Source organism: Ornithinimicrobium sp. (genome assembly GCF_030537745.1).
Classification (GTDB): domain Bacteria; phylum Actinomycetota; class Actinomycetes; order Actinomycetales; family Dermatophilaceae; genus Ornithinicoccus.
In genome coordinates this window covers 1-19,149 of the sequence record NZ_JAUNVI010000004.1, presented here as the reverse complement: position 1 = coordinate 19,149, position 19,149 = coordinate 1, and the positions used below count along the sequence as shown (strand labels likewise).

Sequence of the window (19,149 nt, the reverse complement as noted above, 5' to 3'; positions counted from 1 at the left end):
GGCCCAGGTGCCCGCTGACACTGAAGAGTTGAGGTATGTCGTGGAGGATCGCGAGATCGACTGGGACGGGCTGCGTGCTGCCGCCGTGGAGGTGATGGAGAGGGCCTATGCGCCCTACTCGCACTATCCCGTCGGAGTGGCCGGCCTCGTCGACGACGGCCGCGTGGTGCGCGGCTGCAACGTGGAGAACGCTGCCTACGGGGTGACGCTGTGCGCCGAGTGCGGCATGGTCTCCGACCTCGTCGCCGGTGGCGGAGGCCGTCTCGTCGCGGTGTGGTGCGTTGATGGGCGGGGCGCCACGATCATGCCCTGCGGTCGCTGCCGCCAGCTCCTCTGGGAGCACGGCGGCGCTTCCTGCTTGCTGCAGACTCCGACCGGCGTGCTCGCGATGGACGAGGTCCTACCCCAGGCTTTCGGGCCGCAGGACCTCGCTACTGCCGGGTCCTGATGCTCGGCGCGGGTCAGTCTCCGAGCAGGCATCGACGGGGCAGGCCGGCCTCGAGCGCGAGTTTGGCCGCCTCTGGGCTGCGCGCCACATAGAGCGCTTGACCGCCGATCTGGTCGACCCGTTCCTGCAGTGTCTTGATGGTCCCGGCGTCGACCACGACGCGACCGTGCTCTGGCGTCAGGAAGGCCCGGTCGCCGAAGGTGCCGCCTTTGTCCTTGCGGAGCACGGTAGTGACGTCCATCGGTGGCTGGCCGACGGCCTGCGCCAGGGCTGTGAAGATCGTCGGGTCCGGTGGTTCACCGCCATCGATCGGTGTGGAAAACTGCACGTCCGCGCCCTCATCGTGCACCTGCTGCAGGACGAACTTAGCCTGACGTTCCCGTGTCATCACGGAGTAGGCCAGCGCACGTGACCCGGAGATGCCTGCCTCCGCCGCCAGCACCAGGGCTTGCGTGTCCAACCCCACGGCCAACGTCTGGGCGCAGCTCAGGGTGGCGGCCATGCGGGGTGAGGAGACCGCGGCGACCACTCTGTCGTTGCGGATTGCGATGATGGTCGGGAACATCGGCTGCGGCTGGAGCGTCCCATCTCCGGACTGCGCGCGGCGCAGCAGTTGCGTCACAGGAGGGACAATAAGAGCCATGATGTCAGCGATGAGCACGCGGCACAGGATGTCACACCACGCTCGACGACGATGCAACGGAGGTTCACGATGAAGCGCAACCTGCCCCAGTTGCCGTGGTGGGTGTGGGTGGCCGGCATCTACTTCCTGCTTCAGGTCGGCGGCCGCGGCCTCGGCTCTATCGCGCCGCTGCTCATGATGGGGTTCATCTTCTACGTGATCTTCGGCAGGTCGGCAAGGCTGAGGCAGCCCCGTCCCCGGCCCGGGGAAGCCATTGACCCGATGAGCACGGCCCGCCCCCCGACCAGCCTGCCGCCGCAGGGCCCTCCGACGCAGGGCCGTCCGGTGCCGCCGCAGGTGGGCAAGGGCATGCCGCGGATCGACGTCCCCACTTACCCTGGCAGCCCCAGACAGAGCGGCACTCCAGCCGCCATGGGGTCTGCCGGGCGGCCCGCGCTGCCGGCACCCTCGGGGCAACCGGCCCTCTCGCCATACGCCGTCACGCCTCCGGTGCTGCCACCGGCCTTCGGCACCGCGTCGATGGATCCCGCAGTGACTCTGGGTCGGATGCAGATCGCGCAAGCTGGGCGAGACCTGGTCGAGGCGCGCGACGGGGACAACCAACAACGGGTGGGGCAGGTGCTGACCCGCCTGAGCCTGGCAGTGGATCAGGTCCGCCAGTCGCTCGCGGTCTCGTCGGCGGGCGACCGGGCCTCGCGGTCGGCCGTCGACAAGTTGCGCAGCGACGTCGCCAAGGCTCTCGATCAGGGACGTCGAGGCACCGTCGACGCGGCCCTCGCCGCGCGAATCGCCGCAGCGTGCGACGCGATGGGCCAGACTGGGCGCCATGAGTGAGGCTTTCGACACCGTCGACATCATCCGGACCAAGCGCGATCGGGGTGAACTCTCACCGCAGCAGATCGCCTGGGTGATCGACGCCTACACCCACGGGGTCGTCGCGGACGAGCAGATGGCCGCGCTCGCGATGGCGATCCTGCTCAACGGCATGTCGCGACGGGAGATCAGCGACTGGACCGGGGCAATGATCGCCTCGGGTGAGCGAATGGACTTCTCCTCGCTGTCCCGACCGACCGCTGACAAGCATTCCACCGGTGGGGTGGGCGACAAGATCACCCTGCCGCTGGCGCCGCTGGTCGCCGCCTGCGGTGTCGCCGTGCCTCAGCTGTCGGGCCGCGGGCTGGGCCACACGGGTGGCACTCTGGACAAGCTCGAAGCGATCCCGGGCTGGCGCGCGGCGCTGTCCAACGAGGAGATGCTCGACCAGCTCGAGGATGTCGGTGCCGTCATCTGCGCTGCCGGCTCGGGCCTGGCACCGGCCGACAAGCGGCTCTACTCGCTGCGCGACGTCACGGGCACCGTCGAGGCGATCCCGTTGATCGCCTCCTCGATCATGAGCAAGAAGATTGCCGAAGGCACCGGTGTGCTGGTGCTGGACGTCAAGGTCGGTTCGGGAGCCTTCATGAAGACGCAGGCCGACGCCCGGGAGCTGGCCGAGACGATGGTGGCCCTCGGCCAGGACGCGGGCGTGCACACCGTGGCGCTGCTGACTGACATGTCGACTCCACTGGGCCTGACCGCAGGCAACGGACTGGAGGTCCGCGAGAGCGTGGAGGTGCTCGCCGGTGGCGGCCCCCAGGACGTCATCGATCTCACCCTGGCTCTGGCTCGCGAAATGCTCGCCGGTGCCGGCGTGACCGATGTCGACCCGGCCGATGCGCTCCAGGACGGACGCGCCATGGATGTGTGGCGCGCGATGATCCAGGCTCAGGATGGTGACCCGGACGCACCGCTGCCGACGGCGAAAGAGACCGAGGAGATCGTCGCCAGTGCCGACGGTGTGCTGACCAGGCTCGATGCCTTCGCCGTCGGGGTGTCGGCGTGGCGTCTGGGGGCCGGTCGGGCACGCAAGGAGGACCGGGTGCAGGCCGCAGCCGGCATTGAGCTGCACGCCAAGCCAGGAGACACCGTGACCAAGGGCCAGCCGTTGATGACCCTGCACACGGACACCCCAGGACGCTTCGGACGCGCCCTTGAGGCACTGGAGGGCTCCTGGAGCATCGGAGCCGCCAGCGAGCTGACCGCCCCGGGGTCGATCGTCATCGACCACGTCCGGTGAGGGTCGCCTTGACCGTCCGTCAGTAGGCCACGTCCTCTGCCCGCGTCAGTAGCCGTTGCCGTGGTTCGGCGCTGGGTCGCCACCCGCCTCCGGCACGACCAACGTCCCGGCAGCCGCTCGCTCGCGAGCACCCTGGAGCAGCGCCTCCGTCGACGAGGTGCCGATGCGGGTCACGCCCTCGGCGCACATCGCGAGCAGGGCGTCGATCGTCCGGACCCCCCCGGAGGCCTTGACCTGCATCGTCGGGTCGGTGTTGGCGCGCATGAGCCGCACGTCAGGGATCGTCGCGCCCCCGCCGGCGAAGCCCGTCGAGGTCTTGACGAAGTCGGCTCCCGCCGCCTGGCTCGCCCGGCAGGCCGCGATCTTCTGCTCGTCGTCGAGCAGCGCGGTCTCAAAGATGACCTTGACGATGGCGCCCTCCTCGTGGCCGACCTCGACGACCGCGGCGATGTCCTCGCGGACCGCGTCAAGATCACCGCCGCGCAACCGCCCGATGTTGAGCACCATGTCTAGCTCGGTCGCCCCGTCGGTGAGGGCCTGCTTGGCTTCGGCGACCTTGGCAGCCGTCGAGGTCGTGCCGTGGGGGAAACCGATCACCGTGCAGACCTGCGTCTTGTGCCCCTCGATCGCGGAGAGCGCGAGCGCGACGTCACAAGGCCGGACGCAGACCGACCAGATCTCGGATTGCGCGAGCTCACGGCAGGACTCCTCAACCTCCTGCGGAGTCAGCTCCGGCTTGAGCAACGCGTGGTCGATCAGGTCCGCGACGTCCTGGACGGTCAGAGTGCTCCCGGGAGCGTAGATGTTCGACATAGCGTGATTCTAGGCCGGTGGCGGCGCAGACCACGGTGCCACCGGCGCGCCATACCTGGTCCCTATGATCGAGCACATGCCCACGTCTTCCCCGCCCTCTCCTGGTGTAGGCGACGCGTCGTCCGCCCTCGATGTCGCCGCGCTGCCCAAGGTCCTGCTCCACGACCACCTTGACGGAGGGCTGCGCCCCTCGACCGTGCTCGCCCTCGCGCAGGAGCAGGGGTATGAGGCATTGCCGGCGGGAGAGATCGGTGCGTTGTCGAGATGGTTTGCCGAGTCGGCGGACTCGGGGTCGCTGGTGCGCTACCTGCAGACCTTCGACCACACGGTGGGGGTGATGCAGACTGTCGATGCACTCACCCGCGTCGCTCGGGAGTGCGCTGTCGACCTGGCCGAGGACGCAGTGGTCTACGCCGAGGTCCGCTATGCGCCTGAGCAGCACCTCACCGCCGGGCTCACGCTGGATCAGGTCGTGGAGGCCGTCAACCGTGGCTTCCGTGAAGGGGAGGAGGAGGCGGCGGGATCGGGGATGCGGATCACCGTGCGCGCCATCCTCACCGCTATGCGTCATGCCGCGCGCTCCACGGAGATCGCGGAGCTGACCGTCCGGCACCTGGGCGCGGAGGTCTGCGGCTTCGATATCGCCGGCGCCGAGGACGGCTTCCCACCCACGCGACACCTTCCGGCGTTTGACTATCTGCGCCAGCACAACGCCCACTTCACGATCCACGCCGGTGAGGCGTTTGGGTTGCCCAGCATCTGGGAGGCGATCCAGTGGTGCGGTACCGAACGTTTGGGTCACGGAGTCCGGATCGTCGACGACATCACCCTCGATGGGGTTGCGGTGACCGAGGATCTGCCTGCCGCGCTGGCCCGTTCCGCGCACGATCCTTCAGCCTTCCAGCTCGGACCGCTCGCGGCCTACGTCAAGGACCGGCGGATCCCGCTGGAGATGTGTCCTAGCAGCAACGTCCAGACGGGAGCCGCGCCCTCCATCGAAGCGCACCCCATCAGCCTGCTCAAGGACCTGCATTTCCGGGTGACTCTCAACACGGACAACCGGCTGATGAGCGCTACCTCAATGACCCGCGAGGCGCAGCTGCTCGTGGACAGGGCCGGTTGGGACCTCGCAGACCTGCGCCGGATGGCGGTCAACGCGATGAAGTCGGCCTTCCTGCCGTTCGACGAGCGTCTGCAGATGATTGAAGACGTGCTCAAGCCCGCCTACGACCGCTGACGCGAGGCACGGCACGGCACTCCGGTGTGGCCGGGGGGACCGCCCGGTGTGGCACGAACGACCGTCCGGTGTGGCTGGGGCAACCGTCGGGTGTGTCGGGGGCGACGGGCGGGGGGGGGGGGGGAGGGGAGGAGGCGGGCGCGGAGGCGGTCGTCCCGGGCCAGGCGGAGCTCGTCGCGGCGGCGGCGTTCAGCCAGGACGGCGGCCAGGACCTGGTCAGCCGGTGCCGCGGGTGGGGGCGCGGGGGCGACCCGGTCCAGCAGCGCTAGATAGAGCTCGTTGCCGGTCTCGGTGCGGGCGGCGGGGGAGAGGCTGTCGGCGCGGGTGAGGAACTGCCGGGCCGCCACGACCAGGGTGTCCGGCAACACGCCGATGTCAGCCTGCTGCGCCCATCCGGCCAGGCCCTCGGGCATGCCGGGCGCCGCCGGGATGGACAACCGGACCCGGTCCCGGACCACATAGGTGCCGGCCAGGAAGTCACCCAGCCGCTTGCCGCGCTCGTTGGTCGCGGCCACGATGAGCGCCACGGCGCCCAGGGTTAGCCACAGCTCGAACGTGCCCGCGAGGGCACGGATCGTCGCGTGCCGCAGACCGATCGGTCCGGTGTCGTCCCGGACGGTGCGCAGCCCCAGGGCGAGCTTGCCCAGCGTGCGCCCGTGCAGCGTGGTCTCCAGGGTGATCGGCAGTGCGGCCATCACGACCACCATGAGCACGATCGCGAAGACTTGTCCCAGCGCGGCGTCCTGGAGGAAAAGTTGCGCGGGCAGCAGCCACACCAGCAGCAGCACCCCGACGGCGGCCACCAACAGATCGATCAGCCCGGACACCATGCGCAGCGGCAGACTCGCGGCCGGAAGCTCGATCTCTACCGCCTCGCTGGTCACGAACCGCTGGGTCGCGAAGATCCCACTGCTCGCCATACCCAGATCCTAGGTGCGATCCACGGACGGTCCGCACCGTCGGTGGCGCACCGCCTACAGTGACCCTGTGGATCTGGACGCGCTGGTGGGACGTCGGGCGGCAGCCTGGCAACGGCTCGACCTGCTTTCTCGGCGTCGAAGCCTCTCCGGAGCGCAGGCCGATGAGCTGTTGGACGGCTACCAGCGGGCCGCGACAGACCTGTCAATCGTCCGCTCGAGCGCCCCGGACGCGACGGTCGTCAGCTATCTCTCGGCTCTGATCTCGCGGGCCCGCGGGCGGGCCTCGCGGGTGCCCACCACGTCCTGGGCCGGCATCGGTCGGTTCTTCGCCGAGGACTTCCCCGCCGCGCTCTACCGGCTGCGGTGGTGGTGGGGCCTCACCGCCCTCGCCAACGTCGTGGTGGGACTCGTGCTCGGTTGGTGGCTCTACCACCACCCCGTGGTGGAGAACTCCCTGCTCACCCCGCAGCAGGTCCAGCTCCTGGTCAACGTCCAGTTCGAGTCGTACTACCACGAGCACGCGGCGAGCAGTTTTTCCACCCTGGTCTGGGTGAACAACGCGTGGGTGGCGGCCCGCTGCATCGGCATGGGCGTGCTCGGCGTGCCCGTCCTCTGGCTGCTGTGGCAGAACATCGCCAACCTTGCCGTCATCGGCTCCCTCATGCACCTGCACGGTCGCGCCGATGTCTTCTGGGGGATGATCACGCCGCACGGGCTGCTGGAGTTGATGGCCATCTTCGTCGCCGCCGGGGTGGGTCTAAAACTGTGCTGGGCGTGGGTGGCGCCTGGGCAGCGGACCAGGGTCGCCAACCTCGCCGCCGAAGGTCGCACCGCGGCCGGGGTGGCGATCGGGCTGGTCTTCGTGCTGCTCCTGTCGGGAGCTATCGAAGGTTTCGTGACGCCCTCACCGCTGCCGACGTGGGCCCGGGTGGGCATCGGGGTGCTGGCGCTGCTGCTCTTCTTCGTCTATGTCTTCACGCTGGGGCGTCGGGCAGCCTTGGCCGGCGTGACTGGCGACGTGGACGAGGCGCTGCAGGCGGACGTCGCGCCGACCGCGGGCTGACGCTTTCAGATCCCGATGTCCTCATAGGACCGGGGATCCTCGATGGGCTCGAGGTGGCAGTTGACGCGTAAGTCGGGATACTCCGCCAGCAGTGCGTCAGTGATGTCCTCGCTCAGGTCGTGACCGCGCTGCACCGTCCAGCGGCCAGGCACGAGCAGGTGCATCTCCATGAAGCGCCGGTGCCCGGACTCGCGCGTGCGGAAGGCGTGGAAGTCGATATCGTCCGCAGTGAAGCCCTCGATGATCGCCTTGATCCGTTCGTTGTCCTCCTCCGGCAAGCTCACGTCCATCAGGCCCGCGGTGGAGACCCGCATCAGACCCCAGCCAGTGACCAAGATGTTGATGCCGACGGCGAAGGCGATGATCGGGTCCAGGCGTTCCCATCCGGTCAGCCACACCAGCAGGACACCGAGCACGACTCCCACGGACGTCCACACGTCGGTCACCAGGTGCTTGCCATCGGCGGTGAGCGTGATGGACCGATGCTTCTTGCCCCCGCGCAGCAGCACGAAGGCGACGCCCCCGTTGATCACCGAGGCCACCACCGAGATGAGCAGGCCGACACCGAGGTTGTCCAGGGGTGCAGGGTGCAGGAAACGGTCGATCGAGGCGACCAGGATGACTGCTGCGGCGACGAAGATCATCAGGCCCTCGAGGGCAGCGGAGAAGTACTCCGCCTTGCTGTGGCCGTAGTTGTGTTTGCGGTCCGGCGGGCGCAGCGCTACCCGGAGGGCGACCAGCGCCACCACGGCAGCGACCAGGTTGACGATCGACTCGGCCGCGTCCGAGAGCAGTCCGACCGAGCCGGTAATGAGCCAGGCCGTGCTCTTCAGAGCGATCGTGGTCACGGCCGCCGCGATGGACAGCCAGGCAAACCTGGTGAGGTCTACGGGCTGGGGGTGGCGGGTGCTCGCGGTCGGCTGGTCGGGGGTGGTCACCGGCCTGCCGCCAGCACGAGGAGGGGGGTGGCCATGGTGTCGATTCTACGGGTATGGTCCGACGCTGCCGCCCTCGTGCAGAGTCGTCGCCGGACCACCGGGCGGTCTGGGGCGTCACGCTGCACGCCTACAGGAGACCTCGTGCCTTCAGCGCGAGATAGTGGTCGGCGAGCGCGACGGGCAGATGTTGCGGGGTCTCGTCCAGGACCGTGACCCCGAGCTGGGCCAACGCGGTCGCGGTGCGTTGTCGCAGCGCCTCCGTGCGCTCGGCCGCAGCGGCGTCGTAGACCGCCTCCAGCGTGGAGGTGTCGGCCCGGAGCTCTCCGAGAGCCGGGTCGGCGACCGAGGCGAGGATGACGCGGTGCCGGCTGGTCAGCACCGGGAGCACGGGGAGCAGACCCTCCTCGACGGCGGCTGGCTCCAGCGGCGTCAGCAGGACGACCAGGGCGCGACGCCGCGTCAGCCGGGAGACGGCGCCCGCCAGGTGCGTCCAGTCGGCCTCCACGAGCACCGGCTCCAGCGGTGCCAGGGCGGTAACCAGCTGATGCAGGAGAGCGGTGCGCCCGGCGGCTGCACCACTGCTCCCGGAGCCGACGCGGGCGCGGATCAGCCGGTCGCCGGCGATCAGGTCCACCCGGTCGCCGGCGTGGGCGGCCAGCGCCGACAACAGCAGCGCCGCGTCCATGGCAGCGTCGAGACGGGGTTCGTCACCGACTCGGGCGGCGCTCGTGCGGGAGGTGTCCAGCACGATCACGACCCGACGATCACGCTCGGGTTGCCAGGTGCGCACGACCACGTGCTGGCGCCGCGCGGTGGCGCGCCAGTCGATCGATCGCACGTCGTCGCCGTCGACATAGTCACGCAGCGAGTCGAACTCGGTCCCTTGGCCACGGGTGCGCACCGCTGACCGGCCGTCGAGCTGCCGCAGCTGCGCAAGTTTGCTGGGCAGGTGTCGCCGCGAGCGGAAGGGCGGCAGCGAACGCACCGCGCCCGGCACCATCCTCGTGCGCTGCCGCCCGGCCAGCCCTAGCGGACCCACGCTCCGCACGGTCACCCCCGCCGCGGGTCGATCACCACGACGTGTCGGGCGCAGGGTGGTGGTGACGCGGCGCCGCTCTCCCGCGGGCAGGTCCACGGTATGACGAGGGCTCGCCGCACCTGCCGACGGCACCCAGGCGTCGCGCACCACGGCCCGAACATGCTGACGTCCGCCATTGGTCAACGTCAGGGTGGTGGCTGCCTCCTCGTGGAGGCGGACCACCGGGGTGGTGGACCGGGTGATCTGGACCACGGAGGGTGCGGGGGTGAGCAGCACGTCGATCAGGACGACGAGAGCGACGAACCCCAGCCAGGCGGGGGCGATCCACTGCGACTGTCCCGGCCAGAGGGCAGCCGGGACCAGCCCCAGCAGCGCCAGGGCCACGACGGGACCGCGGAGGATCATCGACGCTCCGACCGGGGCAGTGTCACGGCAGCGTCACCGATCAGCGGGGGACCGGGACGGCGGTGAGCACCGAGGCCAGCACGGAGTCGGCGCTCACGCCCTCGAGCTCGGCTTCCGGACGGAGGGAGACCCGGTGGACCAAGGTCGCCGTGGCGAGCGCCTTGACGTCGTCAGGGGTGACGAAGTCACGGCCGGAGAGCCAGGCCCACGCGCGGGCAGTGTTCATCAGCGCGGTAGCCCCTCGCGGGCTGACGCCTAGGGAGAGGGAGGGAGAGTGACGGGTCGCGCGGGCCAGGTCCACGACATACCCGAGGATCTCCGGGGACACCTGCACCCGTCGGACGGCGGCGGCTCCGGCAGCCAGATCGGCGGCATTCGCGACCGGGCGGACACCGGCAGCCGCCAGGTCACGCGGGTCGAAGCCTGCTGCGTGTCGGCCGACGACCTCGATCTCGTCGACCCGCTGGGGCAGGGGCAGGGTCACCTTCATCAGGAAACGGTCCAGCTGGGCTTCCGGCAGCGGGTAGGTGCCTTCATACTCGATCGGGTTCTGCGTAGCGGCGACCAGGAACGGCGCGGCCAGCGGGTGACTGGTCCCGTCGACGGTGACCTGGCGCTCCTCCATCGCCTCCAGCAGCGCCGACTGCGTCTTGGGTGGGGTGCGGTTGATCTCGTCCGCCAGGAACAGGTTGGTAAAGACCGGGCCGGGACGGAAGGCGAAGTCGCTGCGGCCGGCGTCGTAGACCATCGAGCCAGTGATGTCGCCGGGCATGAGGTCCGGGGTGAACTGGACACGCTTGGTCGAGATGTCCAGGGCCGCGGCCAGCGAGCGGACGAGCAGCGTCTTGGCAACGCCAGGAACGCCCTCGAGAAGGATGTGGCCGCCTGCCAAGAGCGCGATGATCAGGCCGGACACCGCCTGCTGCTGCCCGACGACCGCTTTGCCGACCTCGTCGGTCACTGCGCGCAAGGCAGCCCGGGCACGCTCGCTGTCGGCCTCGTCCGAGGCAGTGCCAGCGGTGCGGGCGACGTCAGCAGCTGCTGCTGGGATGTCGGCTGCGCAGTCACCGGAGGTGTCGAAGGGGCCAGCGGGATAGGTCATGGGTGCAGTCCTTCCTCCAGGGAGCGCAGCTCCCGGGCGGTCGTCACGAAGGTGTGGTCGTCGGCGGTGTGCGGGTCCGTGAGCAGTTTCTCGATCTCCACCTGCGGTCGACCAGTGGCATCGGAGACGGCGCGCACGAGGTCGCTGGGCCGCGATCCCCGCGGGAGGCCCAGGCGGGGAGCCAGGCGGCGCAAAGTGCCGGCCTGCAGGGCCGCGAGGGCGTGGTCGCGGTCGTGCGCCTGGCGGTAGAGCCGGCCTCGGCTACGGGTGGTCTGGGCGGCCTGGACCACGGCGGGCAGCGGTTCGACGATCACGGGCCCTAGCCGGCGTCCGCGCCAGCACGCCAACACCAGCAGCGCCCCGCTGAGGATCACCACCGAGGGGGTCATGTTGCGGGGCAGCACGTCCCAGAGGCTAGCCGCACCTTGGGCGCCAGCATCCCCCGGCTGCGGGATGAGCCAGACCAGACGCGGGCTGTCGCCGAGCAGGCGCAACGCCAGTGCCGCGTGGGCGTCCTGCGTGATGTGGGCATTGGTCAGGGCGGAGGGAAAGCCCACCACGATAATCTGCGGCTGGTCACCGGTCGCGGCGAAGGTCAGCAGCGCACCGGCCTTCGCGCCGCCGGCGTTGTGGCCGGGGGTCGGCGGATAGCAGGCCGAGACGTCCGCCCTTCCCGGCGCGGTCTGGAGCGAGACGTCCCAGCGGGAGAGCTGGTCGCCGTCGCGGACGAACGGGCTGGTGCACTCGGCGGACAGCTGCGCGCCGGTGCCAGGGGACGCCAAGAGGTCGAGCCCGAGCGCGCGCCCGGGCTGTTCGGTTGCGTCGGCGACGAGCACGACGAGCCGGTCGGCGCCCCGCACCCGATCGAGGAGGCGTTGGCCGGCATCGGGGCCCAGGTAGGAGGTGTGCGCCAGGAGGACAGTCGTGCCGGGGCCGGTCGGTCGGTCGGTCAGTCCGGTCAGCCCCCGCACGACGTCGACCTGTACGCCCTGCTCCCGCAGGACGCTGGCCAGGGCTTGCGTGCCGTCGGGGCCCGGGTTGACCGGATCCAGAGGCTCGCCGGTCTGCGTGCCGGCCAGCAGCGCGCTGAGCAGCGCGGTGGCCAGCACCAGCAGCAGCCAGGGGGCCCAGGTGCGGACCCGGGTCACGGCAGAGCCCCGAACGCGGGTCGGCTTCGGCTGATCTGCTCCTCCAGTGCCAGGACCGCACTGGCTTGCTCCCGGCTCGCGTCGTGCGCGCCATACCGAACCTCGTCGAAGTGCTCGGCGGCCCTGGCGAGGTCCAGGGCTGCGTCGGGGAAGACCGAGCTCAGGTCGACGGCGACCTCGTGGGCGGTCCGCCCCGGGCGGTCATCGAGGAGGCTGCGCTCGATGGAGCTCGCGGTCAGTGCCCGGTAGGCGTCCACGAGCGCTGCACCAGGCTGGCCGGCGAGCAGGGCGGCGACGGCCCGCGCCCGGTAGTCGGTGGCGCGCAGCCCCTCCTCCTCTAAGACGGCGCCAGTCGCAGGCTGAAGGGACAGCGAGGCGCGCCGCCACCGGTCGCGGGAGACGAAGGTGATCACCGCGAGCCCCGCGAGGAGGATCAGCGCCAGGGCCGCCCATGCGGCCCACGGGGGCAGGGTGCCCGGGAGGTCAAGACTGGGCAGGTGGCCGGTGATCCACTCCCAGACCCGGGAGACGAAGGACCGCTCGACGCTGTAGCCGGGACGGTCCAGCTCGGACTGGAGCCACTGGCGGGCCTGGTCGCGGTCGGGGTCGACGGGGACCCCGCAGTGCCATACCGGCATCAGGGTGCCCGTCAACGCTGCGGTGGGGACGTGCGAGCCTGCGCCGCTCGGAAGAGGATGATGTCCAGGCCCTCGCGACGGATGCGCTGATCGAGGTAGAGCAGCGCGGTGAGACCGGCGGTGAACGGGATCACGAAGGCCTGGACGACCAGCTGGACGAGGTGGTCGGTGACGGTGAGCAGGGGATGGGTCGAGTCCAGGCCGCCGACCATCCCGTCGAGGGCGAAGAAGAGGAACCCGGTCACGGGCAGCTGCACCAGCCCGGTGAAGAGGCTGGTGACCACCGCGGCCAGCATGGTGATGCCGACGATGCGCCAGGCCTGCGCGCCCTTGGTCAGCGACCAGACGCGGCCGATCGCCCGCCAGGGGCCGGCCTTCTCCAGGACCACGGGCGCCGGGGCCAGGGACAGCCGGCACCCGACCCACAGCAGCAGCACGAGGAGGCCGAGCATGGCCACCACGGACAGGATGATCGCAGGGACGGCCATGCCCTGATCGCCGGCCACAAGCAGAGCGGCCAGGAGCAGGACGAAACCGATGACGATGCCGAGGTAGATGACCGCGATGAGCAGGACGGCCCCGATCAGCGCTGGGAGTCGGCCACGCACCGCCTGCCAGGTCCGCGCCAGGTCGACCCGGTCGCCCAGGACGGCTTCGCTCACGACATACACGATCATGCCGGTCAGCGCGATCGAGGCCAGTCCGCTGAAGACGAGGTTGACCAGCGTCGATAGCGCCGCTTTGTCGTCGACAGCCACGCCCACGAGGGTGTTGATACCCAGGGAGATCAGCAGGGAGGGCACCAGAAAGATGGCCAGGACGATCAGGCCCATGCCGATGGTGGCGCCAGGATTGCGCCGCATCGTCTGCAGAGAGCCGTTGAACATGTCCCCCATGGTCAGCGGGCGAAGCGGCACGATGCCCGGCTGCTGCAGGTGTGCCAGGTGCTCAGGGGGGAGCTGGCGCCAGTCGGGTGGCCCAGTGGGGTGCTGGCCCTGGCCGGGCAGCGGGGGAGTCGGGGGTGGTAATGCGCCCGGCTGGGGCGGGGGGCGCAGCGATCCTGGTGGCGGTCCGTAGCCGGGTGTCTCCGAGGGGCCGAAACCACCGAATCCGCGTGGTCGGTCTGGTCCAGATGGTGCCGAGAAGGTCATCCCCCTGCTCCCTTCGTTGCCTGATCCCGCGTGGCCAGGAGGCCGACGAGTCGTCGTTCGGCTTCCTTGGCCGTCAGCGGCCGTGCCCCTAACGCCTCCTGCCGGGCCACGATACCTGGCTCGGCGCGGCGCAGGAGGAGCCCTCGCCTCCACAGGGTCAAGGGCGGCTTGCGGTGCTCGGCGAGGTCACGGGCAAGCCGACGCAGAAAGGTCTTCCAGGCGCCATTGCGCACGCACCACGCCTCGGCGAGGAGGCCGCGCGCACGCAGACCAGCAATGGTGTGCGCGGCGAAGATGCCCTCGGCGACCACGATCGGATGACCGTCGAGCTCGACCGCCGCGCGGCCGGTGACCCGCGAGGTGGAGATGTCATAGACCGGGACAGTGGCGTGGCCTCGGGTGCACAGTGACTCCATCGCTTCCAGCGCAGCGTCCAGGTCCCAGGAGCCGACGTGGTCCCAGTCGACCAGACCGAGCGGGCTCATGGGCAGACCCGGGTCGTTGAGCTCTCGGTAGAAGTCGTCCATCGGGAGCAGTGGCCAGCCGTGCGCCGCGTGGATGCGGCGGGCGAGGCGAGACTTGCCCGAACCGCTGGGTCCGGTGATCACCAGGACGCGTGCAGCGGCTGGAAGTCCCGGGGGTTGATCCATGGATCGAGAGTCTAAGCGTGGCGTTCCGTAGACTCGGGCAGCGTGTCGACCAATCCTTCTCCAACAGGTGCGGCCCCCCTGCGGGTCTACCGGACCCTGCCCGCCCGCGTCATCGGCGGGGGGTTGCTGGCCGCTGCGCTCGTCCTGACCGTGATGACCGTTATCGATGTCTTGGACGGGCACCGGCAGGGGGTGATCGCGCCAGTGGCGTTCATCGCCGGCGTGGCCGCGATCGCCTGGGTGCTCTTCCTCCGACCCAAGGCCGAGCTGTATGCCGACCGCGTCGAACTGACCAATATCCTCACCCACTCCGTGGTCCCCTTCAGTGAGATCCAGGACGTGACCCACCGCTGGTCGCTCGAGCTGAACGACACGGCAGGCCACCGCCACAGCGCGTGGGCGGTGCCGGTCCGGCGGGAGATGACGCGACGGCGCAACATCGACGACTTCGCTGAGACCACCCGCAAGCGTGGCAGCGAAAGAATGACTGCCCAGGGCGCAGCCGATGAGGTGCTGCGCGCGATCGACCGGTGGGAACTGGGCGGTGGCCAGCGGTCCACGGCGGCGACAGCCGGGGGTGCTTCGGCGACCAGACCGGCAGTGACTCAGCGTCTCTCCTGGCTGGCCGTGGTCGCGATCGCCGTCGCCTGCTCCCTCGCCATGATCGCGATCGTCACCTGAGCTGACCGGCCGCAGGCGACCTGAAACGACGGCCCGGCACGTCAGAGCGCGGTGAGGACCTCCATGCTCTCCCGCACCGCCGCGAGTCGTCGGAATGCTTCATCGCGCGCGGCGGGCAGCCCCTCGCGCGAAGCGACCCGGACGATCGCCTCGAGATAGACCTTGATCTTGGGCTCGGTGCCGCTGGGTCGCACGATGGCGCGGGTCTGGTCGGTCAGGACGAATCGCAGACCGTCGGTCGGCGGCAGCCCGTGCGCACCTTCGGACAGGTCTTCTGCCGTCGCGATCGGCACCCCACCAAGCTCGGTCGGCGTCTCGTTGCGCAACCGCGTCATGACCGGGGGGATCTGCGCCAGGTCATCGACGCGCACCGAGAAGGCATCACTTTGATGGACTCCGTGGGCCAGGGCCAGATCGTCGAGCACGTCGAGCAGGGTGCGCCCCTGGGCCTTCAACGTCGCGGCCAACTCGGCCGCCAGCAGCGCCGCAGTGACACCGTCCTTGTCCGGCACCGTGGCGGGATCCACGCAGTAGCCCAGCGCCTCTTCATACCCGAACAGCAACCCAGGGACCCGACCGATCCACTTGAAGCCCGTCAACGTCTCCTCGGGCACCAGTCCGGCCGCCTGCGCCATCGCACCGAGCAGCCGTGAGGAGACGATCGAGCGGGCCAGGACGCGACGCTGCGCCGTCGCGCGTCCGCGGTTGATGACGTGCTGCCCGAGCAGGGCACCGACCTCGTCGCCTCGCAGCATCCGCCACTGCCCGTCGTCCAGCACGGCGAGTGCGCAACGGTCGGCATCGGGGTCGTTGGCGATCACGAGGTCGGGGTGGACCTGCGCCGCGAGGGCGAGCGCCTCGTCGATGGCACCCTTCTCCTCGGGGTTGGGGAAGGGCACCGTCGGGAAGTCGGGGTCGGGCTGCTCCTGGCTGAGGACCGCAGACGGTGCGGCGAAGCCGGCCTGCGCGAAAGCACGCTGCACCACCTCCGACCCGACACCGTGCAACGCCGTGTGCACGACCGCCAGGTCTCGCGGGCTGTCCGGGTCGAGCACCGCGACGGCGGCGTCGAGGTAGGCCTGGACGACGTCGTCGTCGAGGGTCGCCCAGCCCTCGTCGGCGCGTGGGACCGCGGCGGCCGCGGTGTGCCGCGCGATCTGGGCGGAGATGTCGGTGTCGGCTGGCGGGACGATCTGCGAGCCGTCGCCCAGATAGACCTTGTAGCCGTTGTCCTCGGGTGGGTTGTGGCTGGCCGTCACCATCACGCCGGCGTCGGCGCCCAGATGGGTGATCGCAAACGCCAGCACGGGGGTGGGCAGCGTGCGCGGCAGGAGCAGGGCGCGACCACCGGCAGCGACCACGACGGCGGCGGTGTCGCGCGCAAAGGCGTCGGACTGGTGGCGCGCGTCGAAGCCGATGACCACCACCGGACCGCGCCGCTCACCAGCGGCGTCAAGGCGATGCTGGAGGTATGACGTGAGGCCGGCAGCGGTGCGGATGACCACCGCGCGGTTCATCCGGTGCGGACCGGCGCCCAGGGCTCCTCGCAGACCTGCGGTGCCGAACTCCAGGAAGCCGCTGAAGCGATCGGCGAGCTCGTCCTGGGCGGCCTCGTCGCCGGCTTCGACCCTGGTCAGCAGCTCGGAGAGTTGCTCGCGGGTCGCCTCGTCCGGGTCGTCCGCCTGCCAGGCCTTGGCCGTGGCCACGAGTCCTGCGGTGTCCTGCGTGCTCGCCATACCGGATGCTCCTTTAGATGCGTTCGACGATGCTGGCCAGCAGTGCGCCGCATCGCTGCGCCGCCGCCTGCCCTGCCTCGATGACCTCTTTGTGGTCCAGGGGGGTGGGGCTGATGCCGGCTGCCGGGTTGGTGACCAGGGAGATGCCGAGCACGTCCATGCCGGCCTCGCGAGCGGCGATCGCCTCGAGCGTGGTCGACATACCGACGAGATCGCCACCGATGATCCGGGCCATCGCCACCTCTGCCGGGGTCTCGTAGTGCGGCCCGCGGAACTGGACGTAGACGCCCTCGTCGAGGCTCGGGTCGATGTCGCGGGCGAGGTCACGCAGACGTGGGGTGTAGACGTCGGTGAGGTCGATGAAGGTCGCGCCCTCCAGGGGGGAGGCGGCGGTGAGATTGATGTGGTCACGGATCAGCACGGGGGTCCCTGGCACCCACTCGGGCCGCAGCCCACCGCAGCCGTTGGTGAGCACGATGGTGGAGGCGCCGGCCGCGGCCGCGGTGCGGACCGCATGGACGACTGCGCGGACGCCACGGTCCTCGTAGAAGTGGGTGCGGGTGCCGTAGACGAGCACGTGCTTGCCGTGAGCCAGGGGGATCGATCGCATGGTGCCGCGGTGTCCGGCAACCGCGGCGGCCGCGAAGCCTGGGACGTCCGCGTTGTCGATCTCCGCAGTGGCTTCGCCGAGCAGGTCAGCGGCCGGTTTCCAGCCGCTGCCGAGGACGAGGGCGATGTCGTGGCGTGGCACTCCGGTGCGCTCGGCGATGGTGGCTGCAGCGGCCTCCGCGACGACGAGGGGGTCGGTGCTGGGCAGGGACAGGTCGAGGGAAGGGTCGCTCACGCGCCGATCCTAACCGGGCCGGAGGCGCGCAGGTGGTTGGATAGGGGCCGTGAGCGCAGCAAACAAGTCGGTCGTCGTCATCGGTGGTGGTCCTGGCGGCTACGAAGCAGCATTGGGTGCCGCCCAGCTGGGGGCTGAGGTGACGGTGGTGGAGCGATCCGGCCTGGGCGGGGCGGCGGTGCTGACCGACTGCGTGCCGAGCAAGGCGCTGATCGCGACCGCGGACTTCATGGACCGCTTCAGTGCCGCCAAGCGGATCGGTGTCCACTTCGACGGTGCACAGGTGCCGGGCGACCAGGGCGTCACGGCGCACATCGTCGACGTCAATACGCGGATCATGGACCTGGCCCGGACGCAGAGCCGGGACATCGCCGAACGGCTCGAGTCAGCGGGCGTCGAGGTGATCCGCGGTGCCGGTCGACTGGCCGGTGAGGGGGTCGTCGAGGTTGTCCAGGGCGTGGACGAGATCGAATCCGGGGAGGATCCCGCCCCCCACGCGTGGGACGAGGTGGCGTCGACGGGGACGCGCGAACTCCACGCCGACCTGATCCTGATCGCCACTGGTGCGCGCCCCCGGGTGATGGACTCCGCGCAGCCCGACGGCGAACGCATCCTCACCTGGCAGCAGATCTGGGACCTGACCGAGCTGCCCGAGCACCTCATCGTGATCGGCTCCGGGGTGACCGGGGCCGAGTTGGCGCACGCCTACCTTGGCCTGGGCTGCCAGGTGACGCTGATCTCCTCGCGCGACCGAGTGCTGCCCGGCGAGGACGGTGATGCGGCAACCGTCGTCGAGGAGGTCTTCCGCCGACGCGGCATGACGGTCCTGAACCGCTCTCGCGCGGCCGGGGTCATCCGGGCGGACGACCATGTCGTCGTCACCCTCGAGGACGGTCGGGAGGTCACCGGCTCGCACGCCCTGCTCGCGGTCGGCTCGATCCCCAATACGACAGCGATGGGGCTGGAGGAGGTCGGGGTCCGGCTGGCGACGTCGGGCCATATCGAGGTCGACCGGGTCTCCCGGACGAGCGTCCCCGGCGTGTATGCCGCGGGAGACTGCACCGGGGTGCTGCCGTTGGCGTCGGTGGCGGCGATGCAGGGCCGGATTGCGGTCGCGCACGCGCTGGGCGACGCTGTCGCGCCGCTGGCGCTGGGCAAGGTCAGCTCCAACATCTTCACCGACCCGGAGATCGCGACGGTCGGCGTGACCCAGGCTGACGTCGATGAGGGACGGGTGGATGCCACCGCGGTCATGCTGCCGCTGAGCAAGAATCCGCGCGCCAAGATGCAGAACGTCAAGGACGGCTTCGTCAAGATCTTCGCCAAGAAGGGCAGCAGCACCATCGTCGGGGGCGTCGTCGTCGGACCGCGCGCCAGCGAGCTGATCTTCCCGATCGCCCTCGCCGTCGCCAACCGGCTCAACGTCGACCAGTTCTCGGCGACCTTCACGGTCTATCCGTCCCTGTCCGGGTCGCTGTCCGAGGCGGCTCGCCAGCTGCACTCCTTCAGCGACTGACCGGGCGGTCGGTGCTGTCAGTCCGGGCGGTCCGCCGTGCCAGTCCGGACGGTCGTCCCTG

19 protein-coding genes are annotated in these 19,149 nt (G+C 70.2%); 7 read left to right on the top strand and 12 right to left on the bottom strand.

The genetic code is table 11. From position 1 onward, the window contains the following. The first annotated feature begins 7 nt into the window (after positions 1–7). Positions 8–448 carry a cytidine deaminase gene (locus tag Q4P07_RS01605; protein ID WP_303373143.1) on the top strand — a complete coding sequence of 147 codons (441 nt, stop codon included), beginning with the start codon at positions 8–10 and terminating at the stop codon, positions 446–448. 13 nt (positions 449–461) lie between these two features. Here Q4P07_RS01605 and Q4P07_RS01600 read toward each other — a convergent pair whose 3' ends face one another. Beyond that, entirely contained in the window at positions 462–1,109 is a 648-nt protein-coding gene (locus tag Q4P07_RS01600) for a hypothetical protein (RefSeq protein ID WP_303373142.1), read from the bottom strand. A gap of 51 nt (positions 1,110–1,160) precedes the next feature. Here Q4P07_RS01600 and Q4P07_RS01595 point away from each other — a divergent pair, with 51 nt between their 5' ends. Together Q4P07_RS01595 and Q4P07_RS01590 are read left to right on the top strand one after the other, a co-directional pair. Further along, positions 1,161–1,925: a hypothetical protein gene (locus Q4P07_RS01595; protein WP_303373141.1), complete on the top strand. Its 765-nt coding sequence runs from the start codon at positions 1,161–1,163 to the stop codon at positions 1,923–1,925. Next, positions 1,918–3,207 carry a thymidine phosphorylase gene (locus Q4P07_RS01590; RefSeq protein WP_303373140.1) on the top strand — a complete coding sequence of 430 codons (1,290 nt, stop codon included), beginning with the start codon at positions 1,918–1,920 and terminating at the stop codon, positions 3,205–3,207. The genes Q4P07_RS01595 and Q4P07_RS01590 overlap by 8 nt, the downstream gene beginning before the upstream one ends. Positions 3,208–3,252: 45 nt before the next feature. Here Q4P07_RS01590 and deoC read toward each other — a convergent pair whose 3' ends face one another. Further along, on the bottom strand, positions 3,253–4,020 hold the full coding sequence (gene deoC / locus Q4P07_RS01585) for a deoxyribose-phosphate aldolase (RefSeq protein ID WP_303373139.1): 768 nt from the start codon (positions 4,018–4,020) through the stop codon (positions 3,253–3,255). A gap of 76 nt (positions 4,021–4,096) precedes the next feature. Between deoC and Q4P07_RS01580 the strand changes: the two genes are divergently transcribed. Beyond that, the gene (locus tag Q4P07_RS01580; protein ID WP_303373138.1) at positions 4,097–5,257 is read left to right on the top strand and encodes an adenosine deaminase; all 1,161 of its coding nucleotides are present in this window, start codon (positions 4,097–4,099) and stop codon (positions 5,255–5,257) included. Here the strand turns inward: Q4P07_RS01580 and Q4P07_RS01575 are convergent. Further along, a complete protein-coding gene (locus tag Q4P07_RS01575) occupies positions 5,245–6,177 on the bottom strand; it encodes an RDD family protein (RefSeq protein WP_303373137.1) in 933 nt (310 codons plus the stop codon). The two genes, Q4P07_RS01580 and Q4P07_RS01575, sit on opposite strands and share 13 nt — an antisense overlap. A gap of 67 nt (positions 6,178–6,244) precedes the next feature. Between Q4P07_RS01575 and Q4P07_RS01570 the strand changes: the two genes are divergently transcribed. After that, positions 6,245–7,240, top strand: a complete 996-nt coding sequence (locus Q4P07_RS01570; protein ID WP_303373136.1) for a stage II sporulation protein M — start codon at positions 6,245–6,247, stop codon at positions 7,238–7,240. A 5-nt stretch (positions 7,241–7,245) separates the two neighbouring features. On the opposite strand, the gene Q4P07_RS01565 is transcribed toward Q4P07_RS01570, so the two are convergent. The 7 genes from Q4P07_RS01565 to Q4P07_RS01535 form a co-directional block, all read right to left on the bottom strand. Then, the gene (locus tag Q4P07_RS01565) at positions 7,246–8,178 is read right to left on the bottom strand and encodes a cation diffusion facilitator family transporter (protein ID WP_303373135.1); all 933 of its coding nucleotides are present in this window, start codon (positions 8,176–8,178) and stop codon (positions 7,246–7,248) included. 127 nt (positions 8,179–8,305) lie between these two features. Then, positions 8,306–9,622 carry a DUF58 domain-containing protein gene (locus tag Q4P07_RS01560; RefSeq protein WP_303373134.1) on the bottom strand — a complete coding sequence of 439 codons (1,317 nt, stop codon included), beginning with the start codon at positions 9,620–9,622 and terminating at the stop codon, positions 8,306–8,308. Positions 9,623–9,662: 40 nt separating this feature from the next. Further along, positions 9,663–10,724 (bottom strand): MoxR family ATPase, encoded by a 1,062-nt coding sequence (locus Q4P07_RS01555; RefSeq protein WP_303373133.1) that lies wholly within the window; start codon positions 10,722–10,724, stop codon positions 9,663–9,665. Next, on the bottom strand, positions 10,721–11,872 hold the full coding sequence (locus Q4P07_RS01550) for a DUF4350 domain-containing protein (RefSeq protein ID WP_303373132.1): 1,152 nt from the start codon (positions 11,870–11,872) through the stop codon (positions 10,721–10,723). Before Q4P07_RS01550 ends, Q4P07_RS01555 begins: the two co-directional genes overlap by 4 nt. Beyond that, the gene (locus Q4P07_RS01545) at positions 11,869–12,525 is read right to left on the bottom strand and encodes a DUF4129 domain-containing protein (RefSeq protein WP_303373131.1); all 657 of its coding nucleotides are present in this window, start codon (positions 12,523–12,525) and stop codon (positions 11,869–11,871) included. Before Q4P07_RS01545 ends, Q4P07_RS01550 begins: the two co-directional genes overlap by 4 nt. Further along, entirely contained in the window at positions 12,522–13,427 is a 906-nt protein-coding gene (locus Q4P07_RS01540) for a hypothetical protein (protein WP_303373130.1), read from the bottom strand. Before Q4P07_RS01540 ends, Q4P07_RS01545 begins: the two co-directional genes overlap by 4 nt. 230 nt (positions 13,428–13,657) lie before the next feature. Further along, positions 13,658–14,311: a uridine kinase gene (locus tag Q4P07_RS01535; RefSeq protein ID WP_303373129.1), complete on the bottom strand. Its 654-nt coding sequence runs from the start codon at positions 14,309–14,311 to the stop codon at positions 13,658–13,660. A gap of 42 nt (positions 14,312–14,353) precedes the next feature. On the opposite strand from Q4P07_RS01535, the gene Q4P07_RS01530 reads away from it, so the two are divergent. Continuing rightward, positions 14,354–14,992, top strand: a complete 639-nt coding sequence (locus Q4P07_RS01530; protein ID WP_303373128.1) for a hypothetical protein — start codon at positions 14,354–14,356, stop codon at positions 14,990–14,992. A gap of 41 nt (positions 14,993–15,033) precedes the next feature. Here Q4P07_RS01530 and Q4P07_RS01525 read toward each other — a convergent pair whose 3' ends face one another. Together Q4P07_RS01525 and Q4P07_RS01520 are read right to left on the bottom strand one after the other, a co-directional pair. Continuing rightward, entirely contained in the window at positions 15,034–16,728 is a 1,695-nt protein-coding gene (locus Q4P07_RS01525) for a phospho-sugar mutase (RefSeq protein WP_303373127.1), read from the bottom strand. A gap of 13 nt (positions 16,729–16,741) precedes the next feature. After that, the gene (locus Q4P07_RS01520; protein WP_303373126.1) at positions 16,742–17,572 is read right to left on the bottom strand and encodes a purine-nucleoside phosphorylase; all 831 of its coding nucleotides are present in this window, start codon (positions 17,570–17,572) and stop codon (positions 16,742–16,744) included. 49 nt (positions 17,573–17,621) lie between these two features. On the opposite strand from Q4P07_RS01520, the gene Q4P07_RS01515 reads away from it, so the two are divergent. Further along, complete coding sequence (locus tag Q4P07_RS01515) at positions 17,622–19,088, top strand: NAD(P)H-quinone dehydrogenase (RefSeq protein WP_303373125.1); 1,467 nt, start codon at positions 17,622–17,624, stop codon at positions 19,086–19,088. Positions 19,089–19,149: the final 61 nt, after the last annotated feature.